This is a genomic window from Proteiniclasticum sp., from assembly GCF_003514505.1.
Lineage (GTDB): Bacteria > Bacillota > Clostridia > Clostridiales > Clostridiaceae > Proteiniclasticum.
This window is the reverse complement of record NZ_DOPX01000003.1, coordinates 1-16,851: the sequence shown is the minus strand read 5'-3', so window position 1 is coordinate 16,851 and position 16,851 is coordinate 1. Positions and strand designations below refer to the sequence as shown.

16 protein-coding genes are annotated in these 16,851 nt (G+C 45.5%); 4 read left to right on the top strand and 12 right to left on the bottom strand.

Features of this window, described 5'->3' with window-relative positions:
- Positions 1-49: 49 nt before the first annotated feature.
- From DEF30_RS00200 to DEF30_RS00175, 6 genes are all read right to left on the bottom strand, one after another.
- On the bottom strand, positions 50-262 hold the full coding sequence (locus tag DEF30_RS00200) for a hypothetical protein (protein WP_294094938.1): 213 nt from the start codon (positions 260-262) through the stop codon (positions 50-52).
- A gap of 44 nt (positions 263-306) precedes the next feature.
- The gene (locus DEF30_RS00195) at positions 307-1,479 is read right to left on the bottom strand and encodes an HD domain-containing protein (protein WP_294094935.1); all 1,173 of its coding nucleotides are present in this window, start codon (positions 1,477-1,479) and stop codon (positions 307-309) included.
- A gap of 196 nt (positions 1,480-1,675) precedes the next feature.
- On the bottom strand, positions 1,676-2,800 hold the full coding sequence (locus DEF30_RS00190) for a DUF5050 domain-containing protein (protein ID WP_294094932.1): 1,125 nt from the start codon (positions 2,798-2,800) through the stop codon (positions 1,676-1,678).
- A gap of 75 nt (positions 2,801-2,875) precedes the next feature.
- Positions 2,876-3,373: a flavodoxin domain-containing protein gene (locus DEF30_RS00185; RefSeq protein WP_294095005.1), complete on the bottom strand. Its 498-nt coding sequence runs from the start codon at positions 3,371-3,373 to the stop codon at positions 2,876-2,878.
- 222 nt (positions 3,374-3,595) lie between these two features.
- Entirely contained in the window at positions 3,596-4,114 is a 519-nt protein-coding gene (locus DEF30_RS00180; protein ID WP_294094930.1) for a GNAT family N-acetyltransferase, read from the bottom strand.
- A 2-nt stretch (positions 4,115-4,116) separates the two neighbouring features.
- Positions 4,117-5,511 carry a PLP-dependent aminotransferase family protein gene (locus DEF30_RS00175; protein ID WP_294094927.1) on the bottom strand — a complete coding sequence of 465 codons (1,395 nt, stop codon included), beginning with the start codon at positions 5,509-5,511 and terminating at the stop codon, positions 4,117-4,119.
- 105 nt (positions 5,512-5,616) lie between these two features.
- Between DEF30_RS00175 and DEF30_RS00170 the strand changes: the two genes are divergently transcribed.
- Entirely contained in the window at positions 5,617-6,366 is a 750-nt protein-coding gene (locus DEF30_RS00170; RefSeq protein WP_051651667.1) for an ECF transporter S component, read from the top strand.
- 69 nt (positions 6,367-6,435) lie between these two features.
- Here the strand turns inward: DEF30_RS00170 and DEF30_RS00165 are convergent, their stop codons facing one another.
- From DEF30_RS00165 to DEF30_RS00155, 3 genes are all read right to left on the bottom strand, one after another.
- A complete protein-coding gene (locus tag DEF30_RS00165) occupies positions 6,436-7,803 on the bottom strand; it encodes an RNA-binding domain-containing protein (RefSeq protein ID WP_294094907.1) in 1,368 nt (455 codons plus the stop codon).
- A gap of 155 nt (positions 7,804-7,958) precedes the next feature.
- Positions 7,959-8,987 carry a helix-turn-helix transcriptional regulator gene (locus DEF30_RS00160; RefSeq protein ID WP_294095004.1) on the bottom strand — a complete coding sequence of 343 codons (1,029 nt, stop codon included), beginning with the start codon at positions 8,985-8,987 and terminating at the stop codon, positions 7,959-7,961.
- Between the two features lie 254 nt (positions 8,988-9,241).
- The gene (locus DEF30_RS00155) at positions 9,242-11,989 is read right to left on the bottom strand and encodes an ABC transporter ATP-binding protein/permease (RefSeq protein WP_294094904.1); all 2,748 of its coding nucleotides are present in this window, start codon (positions 11,987-11,989) and stop codon (positions 9,242-9,244) included.
- Between the two features lie 190 nt (positions 11,990-12,179).
- Between DEF30_RS00155 and DEF30_RS00150 the strand changes: the two genes are divergently transcribed.
- Both DEF30_RS00150 and DEF30_RS00145 read left to right on the top strand, forming a co-directional pair.
- The gene (locus DEF30_RS00150) at positions 12,180-12,857 is read left to right on the top strand and encodes a response regulator transcription factor (RefSeq protein ID WP_294094901.1); all 678 of its coding nucleotides are present in this window, start codon (positions 12,180-12,182) and stop codon (positions 12,855-12,857) included.
- Positions 12,850-13,911: a HAMP domain-containing sensor histidine kinase gene (locus DEF30_RS00145; RefSeq protein WP_294094898.1), complete on the top strand. Its 1,062-nt coding sequence runs from the start codon at positions 12,850-12,852 to the stop codon at positions 13,909-13,911. The genes DEF30_RS00150 and DEF30_RS00145 overlap by 8 nt, the downstream gene beginning before the upstream one ends.
- Before the next feature lie 96 nt (positions 13,912-14,007).
- On the opposite strand, the gene DEF30_RS00140 is transcribed toward DEF30_RS00145, so the two are convergent.
- The 3 genes from DEF30_RS00140 to DEF30_RS00130 are packed head-to-tail and all read right to left on the bottom strand — an operon-like array spanning position 14,008 to position 15,801.
- The gene (locus DEF30_RS00140) at positions 14,008-14,481 is read right to left on the bottom strand and encodes a pyridoxamine 5'-phosphate oxidase family protein (RefSeq protein WP_294094896.1); all 474 of its coding nucleotides are present in this window, start codon (positions 14,479-14,481) and stop codon (positions 14,008-14,010) included.
- A complete protein-coding gene (locus tag DEF30_RS00135) occupies positions 14,468-15,115 on the bottom strand; it encodes a DUF6273 domain-containing protein (protein WP_294094892.1) in 648 nt (215 codons plus the stop codon). Before DEF30_RS00135 ends, DEF30_RS00140 begins: the two co-directional genes overlap by 14 nt.
- 8 nt (positions 15,116-15,123) lie before the next feature.
- Positions 15,124-15,801 carry a helix-turn-helix transcriptional regulator gene (locus DEF30_RS00130; RefSeq protein WP_294095002.1) on the bottom strand — a complete coding sequence of 226 codons (678 nt, stop codon included), beginning with the start codon at positions 15,799-15,801 and terminating at the stop codon, positions 15,124-15,126.
- A gap of 403 nt (positions 15,802-16,204) precedes the next feature.
- Here DEF30_RS00130 and DEF30_RS00125 point away from each other — a divergent pair, with 403 nt between their 5' ends.
- Positions 16,205-16,741 carry a hypothetical protein gene (locus DEF30_RS00125; protein ID WP_294094889.1) on the top strand — a complete coding sequence of 179 codons (537 nt, stop codon included), beginning with the start codon at positions 16,205-16,207 and terminating at the stop codon, positions 16,739-16,741.
- Positions 16,742-16,851: the final 110 nt, after the last annotated feature.

The following is a 16,851-nucleotide window of genomic DNA, read 5'->3' as shown; positions in this document are numbered from 1 at the left end:
ACTTAGTCCCCCTCCAATGTCATTTTTTCTTCATAACGAACTGTAGACTTCACACCTTCTGTTCTTCCAACAGAACCATACATCTCTTGTATAACGGATCCAGCTCACAGCCACAGCTGCCGCATTCTTTATCAGCCTGTTCCACGGCTTCCAAGAGTGTTTCTTCAGAAACCACTCCATCCAAATACCCTTGGGATGGGATAGAAATAAGTTCCCACCCTGAATCCACAAACTTTATCAATATACTTCTTAACTCATCCATTTTTCATTCCCCTTGCCTTTATTTTCTTGTCTGCAAAATCTTCCTTAGAATCCATGCCATTCCTGATAGAACTGCTCTAGAAATCTTCTCATGAACTCTTCCCGCTCTCTAGCCATCTCTTTAGCCGCCTCTGTGTTCATGAGATCCTTCAGAAGAAACAGTTTCTCATAAAAATGATTCACCGAGGTGCCTTGGCTGTTTCTATACTCCTCCGGAGTCATCTCAAGATTCGGTTTCTCCGTGGGATCATACATGGCTCTTCCACGGCTTCCCCCAAAGGCAAAGGTTCTCGCTATTCCTATGGCACCTAATGCATCCAGGCGGTCCGCATCCTGAACCACCATTCCTTCTATGGTGGATGGCGCTCCTTCTCTGCGGTTCTTAAAAGACACGGTGCGAATGGCTTCCAGAACCTCTTCTGTGAGTTCCTTCGAGAGGTTCACTTCCTGCAAAAATTTACGGGCATACTGATGATCCCTGCTTTGAAACAGCTTCTCATCATCCACATCATGAAGTAGAGCGGCTAGAGACACCACCTCCAAAGAGCAGTTTATTTCTTTCGCCAGCATCAGTGCATTCCGATAAACCCTTAAGGTATGATAGACATCATGACCCGATGCTTCCCCTAGAAAATGACTTTCTACCAGCTTCTTAATCACCTCGGTCTTCTCCATAAAAGCGAGAAAATCCTCAATCTTCTCCACATTCTTCTCCAGAGGATCTTCCCCGCTTAGGTTCAGCTGAGGGCATGGAAGAAGCTTCTGCCACTGATCATGTTTTTCGCGGCTTCTCATATGGGCGCTTCCAGTATCGTATTTTCCAGCCCACTCCAGAAACCTCAGATGCTGCTCATACATATCTCCCTCCGGGAGAATACGTGCTCCAAATTTTTCATATTCTCTTTCTTTAATCCTATGAAGCCTGACTTTCGTATCTGTATCCAGGCGCACTGCCAAGGTGAACTCTTTGATGAGTTCATCCCCCCAGTCCACCAGAGAACCTGAAAGGACGGTCTTCTGGGAAGCCTTGATCTTTTGGAGAATCATGGACACCGCTTCTTCCGGCTCTCTTCTTTCACTGTACATGGGATTGGTTCTTTTCCAGAAGAATTCATCCGTATCCAGTAGAGTATACCCCAAGAGCTCACTGACTTTCCTCCCTAGAGCGGATGTGCCAGAGCCAGAGGCACCATAGATATGTATCACCTGTTTCATCATTTCACCACTTTCTTCATCTGATCTGCGTATATCCACCTGAAGACTCTTCTTTCGTTCTGAGCGTCAACCTATATACTTTACGGTACTCTATCTTTTTGAAATTTTCAATCATTTTGTAGACATCCGTAGATAACGGTGAAAAAGACTGCTCCCCTCTTTGAAAGTGGAAGCAGTCTTATCTAGTTTATTATAACGGCTATGGCGCAACCTCTTCCATCAGGGGAAGGAAGCTTTGTTCCAGCGTCACGGGATCCAGCACAGAGATTCTTCTTTTCTCATCATTGGTGTGATAATAGAGCTTACCGTTTACATAGTTCAGGCTGAATGCATTCTGCACCTGTAGAATCAGCTCTTCTTCGGTCCCGTCTGGCTTGCTCTTGTAAATACCCTGGTCTGCCTTATCCTGCCGGCGGCCAGACCAATAATAGTAGATGATGTCTTCTGCCTCAGTGACGCCGCTGATTGCTTTATCCAGCTGAGAAAACTGACCATTTTCCGTACTATATCTCGTGAGGCTTCTGCTGCCATTTACTCTCGGCTCATATAAGATGAATTCCTTGGTTGGGAAAAGATCGGTACCGAAGGTATCCTGCTCGTCCACCTTCTCTGGTGTTCCGCCAGTAAGAGGAAGCTTGTAGACATAAGACTCGCTGGCTCCATCCAGATAGTTATTCAGATAGATCATATCATTCACCAAAGCATAGCCTTCGTAAACATCCTTCACCAGCAAGGTTTCTTCTGTTCCATCATACTTGAGCCTAAAGAGGCCCCCCTCATCGCTGTTAAAGAAATATAGATACTCGTCATACAGTAGTAGATCTGTAATGTATCCTTTCTGGAGCAGCATGAGATTTTCTCCATCCGTATCCATTCTGAAAATACCATAGGAGCTTTCAGTAGCTTCCTCTGGATAATAGGAACCTGCAAAAAAGAGTGTTCCATCTCCATAGTTTAGAAAACTGAACTGCCCTTCCACCAGCACCTCTGATTCCTTTGTCTCCAGGTTGGTCCGAAGAATATTTCCTGTAATCATGCTGTCCATGTGATAAAGATAAGGGGCCTCAAAAACTGCCATACCATCATTGATGATGTTGGACATGGTGTTGCCGAAGCCCTCCAAGGAAAGTACGACGGTTTTTTCTTCTTCTGGCTTTTCCTCTCCAGGCTCCTCCGTCTCAGGACTCTCAGAAGGGGTTTCTTCCGAGGGCTCTTCCTCCTTGGGTTCATTTTCCGGTGTATCCACAGGTTCACTCTTGCCACAGCCAGCTGCAACTATCAGAATCATTGCCATCAGAAAAGGGAACACCCACATTTTTTTCATAAAACACCATCCTTTCTCTTTCTTTATTCCTGTGAACTATAGTCTGCCAATGATCATTCACCATTTCATGGACCCCTACCTATTCTCTAATGAAGACATTCTTTTTTCAGCCCATTCTAAAACCGGAATTAGATTTTCTTCTTTTACTCCATCAAAGCCATGAAGAATGATATCCACCGCCTCCTTTTTCCGTTCATCCTTCTCTGCGCTTTTCATCATCGCTTTCACAAACATCGAAAGCATCACCTTATCCATCCCCTTGAGATCACGAAGAGGTCTGCATCCGCCACGAAGATAAAAAAACGGGGTATTGTCAAGGCCATTTCGCTTTCTCACTTCTTCTTCACTGGGTTCTGCACTCCTGCCTGTTCCGGATCCGCATACCGCAACCACCTTATGTCCCTTCATCTTCTGAAGTCCCTGAACTTTCCCCACTTTCATCCAGCCTAGATACAGCACCTCCGACTCTTTTGGCACCTTAGGAAGCTCCTTCACATCCACTATATCCACCCCAAGCTTTTCCGACAGCATACTCGCATACTTTTTCGTAAACCCGGTTTTTGACGCATACACAATGATCAAGCTGCTTCACCCCCTCTAAAACTCCAAATTCCTGAACTCTGTCCCACGGAATTTCTAATGATTTCACAAAGATACAATTCTTTGTTATCTTACTCTCATCATACTCTGTAGAAGCCTCTCCCGCAACGATTTTTACACTTGAGATGAGGTTCTGGAACACTCTTTTTCGCATATTAAAAGTGCCTGGAATCTCTTCAAGGCACTTCCCTGTTTCTATGCTGTTTCATCACTCTCCCACACATAGGTGGGCTCCTCCTGGGAAAGATCTTCGTACCACTTCATCCCAATATACCGGTAGCCAGCTTTTTCCAGCACCTTTTGGGAGGATGTATTTCTGGGGTCTGCAGAAGAAATGATGCTTCTGAGATGTAAAACATCTTTGGCATACTGAGTCACTCCAAGGACGGACTCTGTGGCATAGCCTTTCCCCCAATGTCTTTTCTTGAAGTGATAAAGAAGCTCCGCATGAAAACTTTCCACCGGCGGATTGAATCCGCAGACGCCCACTGCTTCTTCCGTTTCCTTTAGAAACACAAGGTACGGAGAAAAACCCCTCTCCTTCTGCATGGTCTGATAAAAAGAGAGGGACCGTTCCTCCTGCTCTATGGTTCCGGCACCGCCGCTCCACGCCATGACCTCCTCGTCTCCCCAGATCTCCATGATCTCGTCCAGATCCTCTTTCTGAAGGGCTCTGAAATAGAGCCTTTCCGTTTCAAAAAGTATTCCATCCATGTTCAGTCCACTTCCTTTCTCACTGCATCCTCACTGCATCTCACCAGTTTTCTCACCACAGCATCCATTTCCTCATCCTTGATGCCGCTGTAGGAGAAGACGAGGATCCTGTTGTCCTGATATTCCTCTACCCCTTCCAAGGCAATGCCTTCCGCTTTCGCCCGTTCCACCATATAGGGCAGTGACACTTCTTTTGCAAAGGACAAGACCACATGAAGTCCCGATTCTTTGCCCACCAGATCAAAATATTCCGTGGGATATTTTTTGAAGGCCTCCACCAGCAGCTGGTTCTTTTTCTTATAAAGAATTCGGATTCTTCGAAGGTGCCTCTCAAAGGAGCCATCCCGCATGTATTCTGCCAGAGCCAGCTGTTCGGTTTTTGATACAGACTGGGAGTATCTATTTCTCACCATATGGAAGCTCTCAAGAAGCTCGTGGGGCAGGATGAGAAAACTGATGCGAAGAGACGGTATAAGAAGCTTCGAAAAAGACCCAGCATAAATCACCCGGTCGCTGGTGGATATACCCTGAAGGGCTGGCACCGGGTATCCTTCATAGCGAAGAATGCTGTCATAATCATCTTCAATGATGTAGCCTTTCTCCCTTTCCGCCCAGCTGAGCAGCTGCATTCTCTTTCGTATGGGCATGACACTGCCGGTGGGATATTGATGGGAGGGAGACACATAGACAATTTTCGCTCTGCTCTTTTCCAGGTCCTCAATCCTTAACCCGTCATCTTCAATGGGAATCTTCAAGGTCTCATAGCCATGGTCTTCAAACACATACATGCCTTTGGAAAATCCTGGGTACTCAAAAGCAATCTCCTGGATAGAAGTCCGAAGAAAAGAGGCCAGAAGACTGAAAAGCACCTGGATCCCTGCCCCCACCACCACCTGACTGGGCTCTGCCCGAACGCCTCTCGACTGGCTGATGAACTTTGCAATTTCCAGGCGCAGCTCATACTCCCCTTGAATGTCTCCAACACTTAAAAGAGCGTCGCTCCGATATTCCAGCACATGGTTAATGGCTTTCTTCCATTCCTGAAAATTGAAGGTGCCCTCACTGGCCCGGTCCTGGGGGATTTCTTCCGGCACATGCCCCTTTTTCTCTTTATCTCCAGGATCCTTACCAAAATCCCAAAGAGTGCTCTCTATGTCCTGAACATAGAATCCGCTTTTCGGCACACTTTCCACAAACCCTTCCAGCTGAAGCTGTGTATAGGCATTTTCCACCGTGATCTTGCTTACGCCCAAGGACGCAGAAACCGACCTTACAGAAGGGAGCTTCTCTCCTTTTTTCAGGATTCCTTTGAGGATATCCTCTTTCAGCCGTTCATACAGCTGAATATATTTAGGGATGCCTGTTCCATCCTCAAATTTCATCATATATCCGATCATGCTCTCACCTCATCTGACCTTATTGAAATCACTTAAATTGTACCTATTGATGATGTCAATTATAAAGTATACTCAAGTTGAATACAAGATGAAGAAGGAGTACCTATGAAAAGCAACATTAGAACTTTGACCTATACAGCCCTGATGACGGCTTTTGTGTTCATCACAACCTCTGTGATCAAAATTCCTATTCCCTTCACCAATGGATACATTCATGCAGGAGATACCGCTATTTTTCTAGGGGGCATTCTTCTGGGACCTGTCCATGGCGCAGTGGCTGCAGGCATCGGATCTGCCATGGCAGACCTTCTTGGGGGCTATGCCCACTGGGCACTGCCCACGCTCCTCATAAAAGGCCTCATGGGCTTTATCGTCGGATACTTCTCCAGTGAGAAAAGAAACCAGAAGCATGTGCTCTGGGGGACTTCCCTTTTATGGATCGGTTCCCTCTTTGCCTTTATCTACACCGCAGGGAACACCACTTTAGAAACCATCATGGAAAATGTGGAAGGCGCTTCCAGCATTGCCCTGGCAGGGGAGATTGTAAAGAACCTGAACATCCAGCTCCTCGTGGTGGCCATCGGCCTCCCCTTACTTTCTCTCATCCTCTTTAAGCTGAAGGACCGCTATGGCATCACCTTCAGTCAGCTGGTGGGCATGATTGTGGCAGGCATTGTCATGGTACTGGGCTACTATGTAGCTTCTGGTATCATATACGGAAACTTCCTGGCTTCTATTTTCAGTGTGCCTTGGAACATTGTGCAGTTTGGCATCGGTGGCATCTTAGCCTTTGTCATCAACGCAGGACTCTCAAGATCTCCAGTGAAAAGAAAAATTCTACAGTACCGCTCCTAAAAAAGGTGCAGAGTAGTTTCTCTCATGAAGAAACCTCTGCACCTTTTCCCTTTTCGGGACCTAAACACATCAAAGGTTCTCAATCATCATCTTCAGAACCTTTTCTCCTTCAAGCCCAAGCTCATATCTGCTGTATTTACCACCAGAAACATTCTGGAGAATCCCTTTCTCTACTAAGCTTCGGATGAGTAAAACCGCAGTAGCCTGAGAGACTGAAAGTTCATCTTCCACTTCTTTTCTATAGATACTGCTCTTTCTCATGAACAGCTTCAGGATTTTTCCCTCCCTGGATTCTTCGTGAAGAACCCTGTATTTTCCTACTTTCTCTTTAAGTGCAGGGATATCTGCTGCATGCTCGAAATTTCTGTTCGGCAGGATTACTTTGAATGAATTCTCTGCCACCTTGATTTCCGGCTTCCTCTGCTCGTCTTGATAGCTCTCCTGAATCTTCAGCATTCCTGTCCCATAAGCTTCAATCAGTTTCAATCTGTAGAGGATCTGACCTAGCCTTTCGTTTCTAAGAACCGAAACACCAAGCATAAGATCACTAAACGCAATCCCACGAACCAACCCACCCAAGGTCCCAAATTCGATTCGATCATCAAAAATACTGATTAGAGTGGATCCTCTCACTGCGTAATCACGATGTACAATGGCATTCAGAAGAGCCTCTCTGATGGCCTCTTCTGGATAATCCTGCCGGTCTACTCTCTCCAGTCCCCTGAATTCTGAGCGGTTTCTGTTGTACTTGTGTATAAACCCATACGCTTCCTCCAACTGATGGAGAATGGACCCTGTGAATTCTCTTCGATCCCGGAATACAGTTTTCTTGCTGCCTTCAAACACCGCCATCTTTATGGAAGACACGCATTGATCAGAAAACAGCATCGCTAGATTTGTATACATATTGTCTTCATCCTGGAAATTCAGGCTTCTCATTTGAGCTTCTCCAAACTCGATTTCTTTTTTTCTGAAGTAGTCCCATGTCTTCTGGAAGGTGAGCTGCTGGTTTATGGCCCTTGCTTCCTCAAAGCGGTCTCCGCTGGTCTCTTTGATCATATGTAGAATGTTTGTCTCTGAAGCAGGAACGGATGCTGCACCTTGCCTGATATAGACGCCTTGTGGTCTGATACCTTTTCCTTGCAGATAATAGGGGCGGCCTGTCCCTCGAGAAACTTGAAGAAGCAGCACTTCTTTTTCCTCCAGAGATAGAATCTCATACTGGACAAACATAGAAACATCAGGCTTCACCGTATCTCTAATCATATTGCTTACTCTTACTATGAGGTCCTCCCCTTGATCCACGCCTCGAATTCTTCCATCATCCTCAATGCCGATGTAGAGTTTCCCTCCATCACTGTTGGCAAATGCAACCACTGCGTACTTCAGGTCTTCTGTGAACTCTCTCTTGAACTCAACGGTACTGCTCTCTCTCATTTTCCTCTCACCTCACTGATGATGAATTTATGTCATTTATCCTTACTAATCATCTCTCTGATTATTATTAATTATACTTTAATCAGTAAGAATAAGTCAATCAGAACCACTGCGTACTAAGGTTCAAATCAACCCCCTGTCTTATTCCAGTCCTCCTACAAGTTTTTCTGAGCTTGTTCCAATCCCTCCTTTTCCATATATCCAAAGGTCTCCTGATCTCTCAGAGCCTGCAGAAGATTCTCTCTCATCTCATTTTTGAAGTCCGGGCTGAAAGCTTTAAAGGTCATATGAGCATATAAGGGAGAACGGGTGAAGTGATCTAAGTTCTCGATCCCTTCCAGCATCTCCTCGGCGATTCTCTTCGTTTCACCCGGATCCTTCTCATAAACAGCGAGCTCAAGCCTTGGTGACGCCTCATAATAAAGCCCCATGTCATAGGCTCTGGCAAGGGCCGTCTGCTTCTCTATAAGAAGCTTAGCCCGATCCATATCCTCTTTCTTCATGGCCAGAACGGTCATTTCCTGAAAAGTCTCATTGGCCATCTGGAAGGTGGCAAAGAGCAGCTCCTCATAGGTTTTCCAGGCTTCCTCCAGGTTTCCGGTCTTCGTTTTCAGCAGCGCCTTTTTTCTCTTCCACTGGGGATTTTCCTGAGAGAAATAAGTAAGCATCTCTTCCGCCTTCTTATAGTTTTCGTCTCTCAGATAGAAATAATAGAGCCTCTCTGCAGCTAAGAGTCTCTCCTTTTCCTCTCCATGCTCAAGAGCCCTCAGATACCATTTTTCAAATAGGTCCTTATTCTCATCAGGCACTTTCTCCTGGGACATCACAGTATGGGACTCCAGAAGGCTCGTGACCCAGAGCATAAGATGATAGGAAGAAGGATAAGTAAGGAGAATCTCCCTTGCCCACTGGACTGCTTCCATGTAAGGCTCTTCCTTCAGCTTTCTATGAAGTTCTTCCAAGTATCCTTTTTCCATTTCTGGAGACAGCTCCCGCTGAAAACTAAGCAGCTCCTCCAAGGACACCTTAAGAAGTCTTGCCAAGGGTCCAAGGAGGGTCACATCAGGCAGAGCCTTGCCCTTTTCCCACTTGCTCACTGCAGAAGACGTGACCCCCAGATACTCCGCCAGATCTTTCTGAGAAAGGTTCTTTTCCATTCTTTTCTTCCTGATGATTTCCTGCATGTTCACGATAACCACTTCCTTTTCTTCTCTCTGTCTTCATCATACTGGATTGAAACTGAAATACAAGGGAGCTGTATTCAACTCATAGGCTTATCAATCAACCATCATTCCAGTGAATGAACATACTGAGCCCCAGGTTTCCTTTACGCTCCACTAAATTTCATGACACTCAAAAAGCGGGCGTACCCTTCGATACTCCCGCCCATGTTTAAAAATCAGCTTCTTCTGATATTTTATACCTGCTGCTTCTTTTTTTATTCCGTTCTCAAGGCAACCACAGGGTCCTGCTTCGCTGCTTTCTTTGCTGGCAGAAGACCACCGAGCACGGTAAGAAGGATACTGAGCACGATGAGTACCATTCCACTCACTGGTGGAAGCACCGCATTCACTGTGTCAAGTCCCGTCATGGCATGAATCACGGCATTTCCTGGAATGAGAAGAAGAAGCGTTACCCCTACTCCAATGAATCCAGTGATGATCCCAATGATGAAGGTTTCCGCATTGAACACCTGAGAGATGTTCTTCTTGGAAGCACCAATGGCTCGAAGAATTCCGATTTCCTTGGTCCTTTCCAGTACGGAGATATAGGTGATGATTCCTATCATGATGGAAGACACCACAAGAGATACTGCCACGAAGGCAATGAGCACATAGGTGATCACATTGATGATGGTGGTGACAGAAGACATCAGAATGGCCACATAATCGGTGTAGACGATCTTGTTTTCTTCCGCCACAGTGCCATTGTAGTTTTCGATGGCTTCAGAAATCTTGTCTTTGGCATCGAAGCTGTCCGCATAGATGTTGATGGCAGACGGAGCATCCAGACTTACCACCCCGAACTTCTCCATGTTCTCCTCATAGCTTCCAGGAGAAATATAACTTTCGTAAATTGCTAGGATGGTCTCATCCTCAGGGTCCTGGATATAGCTGTCAAACATGGCTGCCAGCTCCACTTCTCCCATCTGCCCGCTCTGTCCTGGTGCCCCTGCCCCTGGCATACCGTTTCCGTCTCCAGGTGTGCTGCCCTGGCCGCTGGCCAGGATGGTCCGGAACAGATTTGCTTTCTCTGTAACACCTAAGGTAGCAAGATATTTCTTGGCATCCTCAATCTTCGCCTCATCATCAGCGGGCGCAAAGCTGACACCTGTGAGCACATTGATCTCTTTGGAAGCTTCCTGCTCTTTCACAATCCCTGAACCATTGGTATAGTCGATGAGATAATCTGTAAGAGCCTGGGTGTAGCCAAAGACGCCACTGACAAAGGCATACTCTGCTTCCTTTTTCAGTCTGATGATCCCGCTGACTTTCATCTCCACTGCATTTTCCAGAAGATTTTCCAGTTCTTCTGTCGTTGTCTGCTGTCTGTACTGTCCGTTCTCCTCTTTCACAAAAGCATCAACGGCAGGCAGCAGATAGAACGGCTGATTCATGATTTCCTCATAATCAATCTTTCTGTTTTCGATGGTGACTTCCTCACCATTTTCCATCTGATCCATGATTTCTTTGTATTCAGAGGTGGGCAGTACGCCGATCTCATAGAGCTTGGTGGCTGAAATCTCACTGTTTTTATCCAGAGCCAGCACCATCTCATTGAACTCTTTTGGCCAGTCTCCTGCCACCACATCGTAAGTGTCTGTAATGGCAGTGCTGATGCCCTCCCCATTCACTCCAGGAAGAAGCTCTGTAAAGTTTCCTGCGCTTCCGCCCATGAGATTTCCACCAAACATCCCACCGCCAGGTCTTCCGGAATTTTCTTCTTTGTCCTCCAGTGTACTGCCATCGGTATTCACCAGAGCCTCTTCACTGTCTCTTGTGAAGATACTGAAGTTCGTATTGTAGCTGTAGATGATGCCATTTTCACCCACATACTCATGGATCTCACTGTCTTCTTTATCCAGATACTTCTTGAACTCCGTGAGATTGTTCTCATTGTAGTTGGTCTGAACCTTGGAAGCCTGCTCCAAATCAGAGCCGTTGACATAGACGCCGTCCAGAGCATGGTCAGCCTCTTCTTCAGCAAACCCTGGGGCTGGGGTCTCTGCAATGACAGTGCTGAGATCAAAGGTCCTCTCTTCGATGGTGATGGGATAGGAAGCCATGGTGCTCTTCTGGATGTCCTCAATATACTGATTCACGCCAGTGGAGAGGGATAGAATCAGCGCAATGCCGATGATTCCGATGGATCCTGCAAAGGCTGTAAGGATGGTTCTTCCCTTCTTTGTCTTCAGGTTGTTGAAGGACAAAGAAAGAGAGGTCATAAAGCTCATGGACGCTTTTCCCATGTTCTTATGCTCGGCTTCTTTTAAAGAATCCGCTTCCACTTCATAGGGGTCTGTATCATCCACAACCCTTCCGTCCCGTAATCTGACCGTTCTTGTGGCATACTCCTCTGCAAGCTCCGGATTGTGGGTCACCATGACCACCAGTCTGTTTTTTGCCACTTCTTTTAACAGCTCCATGACCTGGACACTGGTTTCTGTGTCCAGTGCGCCTGTGGGCTCATCGGCCAGAAGAATGTCCGGGTTGTTCACAAGGGCTCTTGCGATGGCCACTCTTTGCATCTGTCCGCCGGACATCTGGTTCGGCTTCTTATGGATCTGCTCACCAAGTCCCACTTCTTCCAGTGCTTTTTTGGCTCTGTTTTTTCTCTCTTTTCTGGAGATGCCGGAAATGGTCAAGGCCAGCTCTACATTGGAGAGGATGCTCTGGTGGGGGATGAGATTATAGCTCTGGAACACAAAACCGATGGTATGGTTTCTGTAGGAATCCCAGTCTCTGTCTTTATACTTCTTGGTGGAGATGGCATTGATGATGAGGTCTCCGCTGTCATAGCGGTCCAGCCCTCCGATGATGTTAAGGAGCGTGGTCTTTCCGGATCCACTGGGACCCAGGATGGCCACGAACTCATTGTCTCTCAGGTTCAGGCTCACTCCGTCCAGAGCAGTCTGAATGAGGTCTCCTGTCTGATACTTCTTACTGATGTTTTTAATCTGCAGCATATGTTCGTCTCCTTCTTTTGATCTAACGACTGTTATTCTACTGCCCTTAGAAAAACTGAAAATAAACTGAAAACGTATCACTTTCTTTTTTTCAATATTTTCTTCCAGAATAGTTCTCTATGGCTGCAAGGGAGTTTATCTTCAGTTTATGTAGTATGGTATAATTTTCCCATTGAAGGAGTGATTTTTTATGTTTCAGCTCATGGTCGTGGAAGACGACAAAAGCACCGCAAAACTTATGAAAGCTGTCCTAGAGCTCTCCGGTTATAAGGTGGTTTCAGCCTCCGATGGACTGGATGCCCTGAAGATGATGGAGAATCATCACATTGATCTTATTGTGCTGGATGTGATGATGCCAAACATGGATGGCTATGAGTTCACAGAGCACCTTCGTAGTGTCGGAGATAACACGCCAATTCTCATGGTCACAGCCAAGCACCTCCCGGAAGAGCTTTCAAAGGGATTCATCGCCGGAACCGATGATTATATGGTGAAACCGGTAAAGGAAGAAGAAATGCTTCTTCGGATCAAAGCGCTTTTAAGAAGAGCCTCCATCGCCAACGAACATAAACTCCATGTGGGAAAAATCACCCTGGACTATGATGCTCTGACGGTGACAAGAGAAGGCGAGAGCCAGACCCTCCCTCAGAAAGAATTCTATCTCCTCTATAAGCTCCTTTCCTACCCGGATAAGATTTTTACAAGACTTCAGCTCATGGACGAGATCTGGGGTATGGATACCGAGACGTCCGATGTGACGGTGAATGTCCACATCAACAGGCTCCGAAAGCGTTTTGAAGATGCTCCTGAGTTTGATATCATGGCCATCCGCGGCATCGGATATAAAGCGGTGATCCACCATGGATAGAGTGAAAAGAAAGCTCAAAAGAGTACAGCTGGCTCTTCTTTTTGCCCTCATCGTCTGCATCATCATGTTTGGCTCCTCTGTGGTGATCTTTCTCTTTGGATTCATGCTTCTAAAAATGGGAGTCAACGTCATTGACTATGACCATAGACTCTCTCTTCTCATCTTCGCCATCATCAGCCTTGTCATCGGAACTGTCTTTGCTTTCCTCTTCAGCGAGAAGCCCCTGAAACCTCTGCTGGAGATCATGAAGGCCACAGACAGGATTGCAGAAGGAGACTACAGTGCGAGAATCCACCTGAAGGGGCCTTATGAACTGAAGCAGCTTTCGGACAGCTTCAACCATATGGCAGAGGAGCTGGCCAGTGTGGAGCTTTTAAGAACTGATTTTGTCAACAACTTCTCCCATGAATTCAAAACACCCATCGTTTCCATCCGGGGCTTTGCGAGGATTCTGAAAAGAAAGGATCTGACAGAAGAGATGCGGAGCGAGTATCTTAACACCATCATCGGTGAATCTGAGCGTCTTGCGGACCTTGCGGATCAGGTGCTGAGCCTGTCAAAGCTTGAAAACCAAGCCATCATCACCGATAAGAAGGTCTATAATGTCAGTGAGCAGATCCGCCTCATCATTGCCATGATGTACAGCAAGTGGAGTGAGAGAAACATGGGTATTGAGTTCGAAAGAGGAGAACTGATGCTCCATGCCAATGAAGAGCTCATGAAGCAGGTATTCATAAACCTTCTGGACAACGCAGTGAAGTTCTCTCCGGATGGTTCTGTCATCAAGGTGCACATCATAGAGAAGGTCTCTTCTTTCATCTTTGTTATCCGGGACCAGGGACCGGGGATGGATGAGGACACAGCTTCCCGCATCTTTGACAAGTTCTATCAGGGAGATACTTCTCACGGGGCAAGCGGCAATGGTCTTGGCATGACCATCGCCCATAGAATCGTCACCCTTCACGGAGGCTCCATTCGTGTGGAGACGGCTCCTGGTAAAGGCACCACCTTTTATGTGGAGCTGCCAAACACATCAAAAGATAGAATGAACTGAAAGAAAATAGCCTATGGAAAAGAACGCCATGAGTCACAAAATTTTAACTCATGGCGTTCTTCTGTTTCATTCAAGTAGAACTTATTCTGTCTGCTTCTACTCTGCTCTTTTGTTTTCAAAATCAAAATGATAGAAGTTCTCCCCATGGTTGATTCGTAGGGTGCCCTTCTTCAGATGAATGGCTAAAAAGCAGCAGTTCTCATCTGCTTCATTGTTGGCAAAATCATACCAGTCCTTGAAGACAGTTCTGAGCTTCGATCTGATTTCTGCATTTTTGGGGTCCAGCACCCAGCCCAGATTTTCCCCTCTGCCGCTGCCAAAAAAATCTTCAAAATTCACAGAAACAGATACTTCGGGATTCGCCTCAATCTGCCGGATCTTATGGGAAGTTCCATAGGTCACCACATAGAAAGCGCCATCTTCATAATAAGCATCCACATCCCGGACGCAGGGCATCGGATATCCATCTTGGCTATTCTCCAGAGAAATGGTCGCCAAGGCAATGACATTGTCTTTGCCCCTTCCAAAACGTTCTTCTAGAATGTTCATGCCTTCCTCAAATTTTGTCATAATCCCTCTCCTTTTTATTTATCTGGATCCACATGGCTGGCCGCACACCGCCCGCAGCACTTCCAGTGTGCGGATGGATCACATTGGTGTTTCTTTTCGATACACCATTACCTTGAATCCCAATGTTTCCATCTCCATGGATATATCCGGCATACTTTCCATTTTTTCCTGATGTTCTGATCCACCACCACCAGCTGCAGGAATCAAATACAGCTCTTCTTTTTACATTGTTCAAATCCTTTCTCTGAAACCAGTAGCGCTGCTTTGGGCTTCTGAAGTCCAGAAGCTTGCTGCTGTCGCCAAAGTAGAGCCGGACACTTTCATCTAAAGAGAGAAGGAAGACACGGTCTACGGTATCTTCTTCCTCCATTCCACCATACCAGGGATTACCGAGATTTTTATTGGTCACTTCTAGAATCCTGCTTTTTTCTTCAATGGAGAATCTATCGAGAAACTCTTTATGGAGATAGTCCCTCAGTGAACACTCTTTCCATGTGATCTCTACTGGTTTTTCATGGTAGTCTTTCTGAAACAGTATATCCTCGGTGAGCATCAGCATCTTTTCCTTCTGCAGGTCCAGAATACGCCATAGAATACCACCAAAATCAATCCTGTCACCTACAGAATTCTTCATATTCCCTCCTACTCAATGGCCACATAAATGGTCATATATTCTATTCCATTCCTCTTGTATTGATATTCAAAGCAGAACCTTCCATGCGGATACCTGTTGACATCGATATACTGGAAAACCGATTTGAACGCATTGGAGATGAGATGGAAAGGATTCTTCATTGGCTCTTCGATGGTGATGGTCACATAGCTTCCTGCCTTTCTGACTTCCACCGGAAGACCGCCTTCTTTGATCTCGAAGCCCTCAGGCAGAACAAGAGCAGCGGTATATCCATGCATATGGTAAACATTGATTTGTTCCTGAGACAAGTAAGGAAAATCCCATCCGATGATTTTCGGATCTTTTAGATGAAGATTTTTTGCTAAAAGCTCTATCCTCCGAATTGCATCGTCCTCAGGCTCAGGCGAAATGACAGTATATTTCATATACCGGAACTCATCCAGCTTCTCTATGGTGATTTCTGAGTAGGCATCACTGGAAATTTTCAGATCTCCAAAAAGAAGATCATCGGACTTACAATTAAAAAGCGTACAGATTTCTTTGATTTTTGTGAGCTCTGGGTTTCCCTGGTTGAGTTCCCATTTGGAGATGGTTTGTCTCGAGACGCCCAACCTTTGAGCCAGATCTTCCTGTGTCATATTTTTTGATATCATTCTAAGATATTGCAGATTTCTTCCAAAATTCATCATATCACCCCTTTGCATATCATTATCTACTATCTTTTATAGCAGTACAACCACTTTTAAGTTGCGAATCAGCTGATTTCGCAACTTAAAGTTGCATCACATTCATTGCCGAGAGACTGGGTGGATCGGATGTCAGTCTGGACCATTCTTTATAAAATCCATTTATCCACTTTTGATATTGATTCAATTATCACTTTATTGTATATTAAATTTAATTAAGATATCTGAAGATTTATATTCTTATCAATTGAGAAACAATAAACAGCTCTAGATATTTCTTGTTTTATAACACTAACAGTTCAGATGACGATGAATCTGAGCTATATACCACGGAACTGTTCCTTTATCTTCTTTTGGCTTTACCGTTAATCATATGTCCATAACAAAAAAAGGGGGAATCTTGATGAAAAATAATGAGTTCATGAAAGGAGTCCTATTTACTGCTTTATTTGTATGTATTCTCTTTGCTGTTGATTACTACAATAAGAATTCCGAAGAGGTCCTCAGTATGCTGGGTAGGGACAGTCTTTTCATGAGCAACGCTTTAACCTTGGAGGAGTTCAAAGAAACCTATGGATGGGGAGTTCAAGATCTTCAGGTTCTGGAAAACCAGTCTGGTATTACGTTCAGTATTGCAGCTAACGGTAAGGACATCTATTCGTCTAACCGATATTGGTATACTTCTATTGGCGTGAAATCCTATGCAATGAAACTGAGTCTAAGAGCAAAAATCGACCGGGAGTCCTTGACTCTTAAGCACACAGAACCTTCATTCTACACTGTCCCCTTTGGCAGTGACAACATTGGAACTGGAACGAGACAAGCCATCACGAAGTTCAGAGTGGACGGCGAAGATTTCTATTGGGTCTTGCTGTACAATGTAGACCATAAGAACAGAATATCTGACTTAGAGAGCCGCGTTCTCGTCAACAAACGATAAATTGATACTTTATCATGACGCCCAGTTCAAACTGAAAAGGAGCCTCATCTTCACTATTCATCTATTGACACTCCCACAGCTAAAGCGATGGGATTCTTGGGTGATGAAAC

Bases quoted from the DNA above. Each gene is read 5' to 3' on its own strand.
- DEF30_RS00200 (WP_294094938.1), bottom strand. From the start codon at position 262: ATGGATGAGTTAAGAAGTATATTGATAAAGTTTGTGGATTCAGGGTGG.
- DEF30_RS00195 (WP_294094935.1), bottom strand. From the start codon at position 1,479: ATGATGAAACAGGTGATACATATCTATGGTGCCTCTGGCTCTGGCACA.
- DEF30_RS00190 (WP_294094932.1), bottom strand. From the start codon at position 2,800: ATGAAAAAAATGTGGGTGTTCCCTTTTCTGATGGCAATGATTCTGATA.
- DEF30_RS00180 (WP_294094930.1), bottom strand. From the start codon at position 4,114: ATGGATGGAATACTTTTTGAAACGGAAAGGCTCTATTTCAGAGCCCTT.
- DEF30_RS00175 (WP_294094927.1), bottom strand. From the start codon at position 5,511: ATGATCGGATATATGATGAAATTTGAGGATGGAACAGGCATCCCTAAA.
- DEF30_RS00170 (WP_051651667.1), top strand. From the start codon at position 5,617: ATGAAAAGCAACATTAGAACTTTGACCTATACAGCCCTGATGACGGCT.
- DEF30_RS00165 (WP_294094907.1), bottom strand. From the start codon at position 7,803: ATGAGAGAGAGCAGTACCGTTGAGTTCAAGAGAGAGTTCACAGAAGAC.
- DEF30_RS00160 (WP_294095004.1), bottom strand. From the start codon at position 8,987: ATGCAGGAAATCATCAGGAAGAAAAGAATGGAAAAGAACCTTTCTCAG.
- DEF30_RS00155 (WP_294094904.1), bottom strand. From the start codon at position 11,989: ATGCTGCAGATTAAAAACATCAGTAAGAAGTATCAGACAGGAGACCTC.
- DEF30_RS00150 (WP_294094901.1), top strand. From the start codon at position 12,180: ATGTTTCAGCTCATGGTCGTGGAAGACGACAAAAGCACCGCAAAACTT.
- DEF30_RS00145 (WP_294094898.1), top strand. From the start codon at position 12,850: ATGGATAGAGTGAAAAGAAAGCTCAAAAGAGTACAGCTGGCTCTTCTT.
- DEF30_RS00140 (WP_294094896.1), bottom strand. From the start codon at position 14,481: ATGACAAAATTTGAGGAAGGCATGAACATTCTAGAAGAACGTTTTGGA.
- DEF30_RS00135 (WP_294094892.1), bottom strand. From the start codon at position 15,115: ATGAAGAATTCTGTAGGTGACAGGATTGATTTTGGTGGTATTCTATGG.
- DEF30_RS00130 (WP_294095002.1), bottom strand. From the start codon at position 15,801: ATGAATTTTGGAAGAAATCTGCAATATCTTAGAATGATATCAAAAAAT.
- DEF30_RS00125 (WP_294094889.1), top strand. From the start codon at position 16,205: ATGAAAAATAATGAGTTCATGAAAGGAGTCCTATTTACTGCTTTATTT.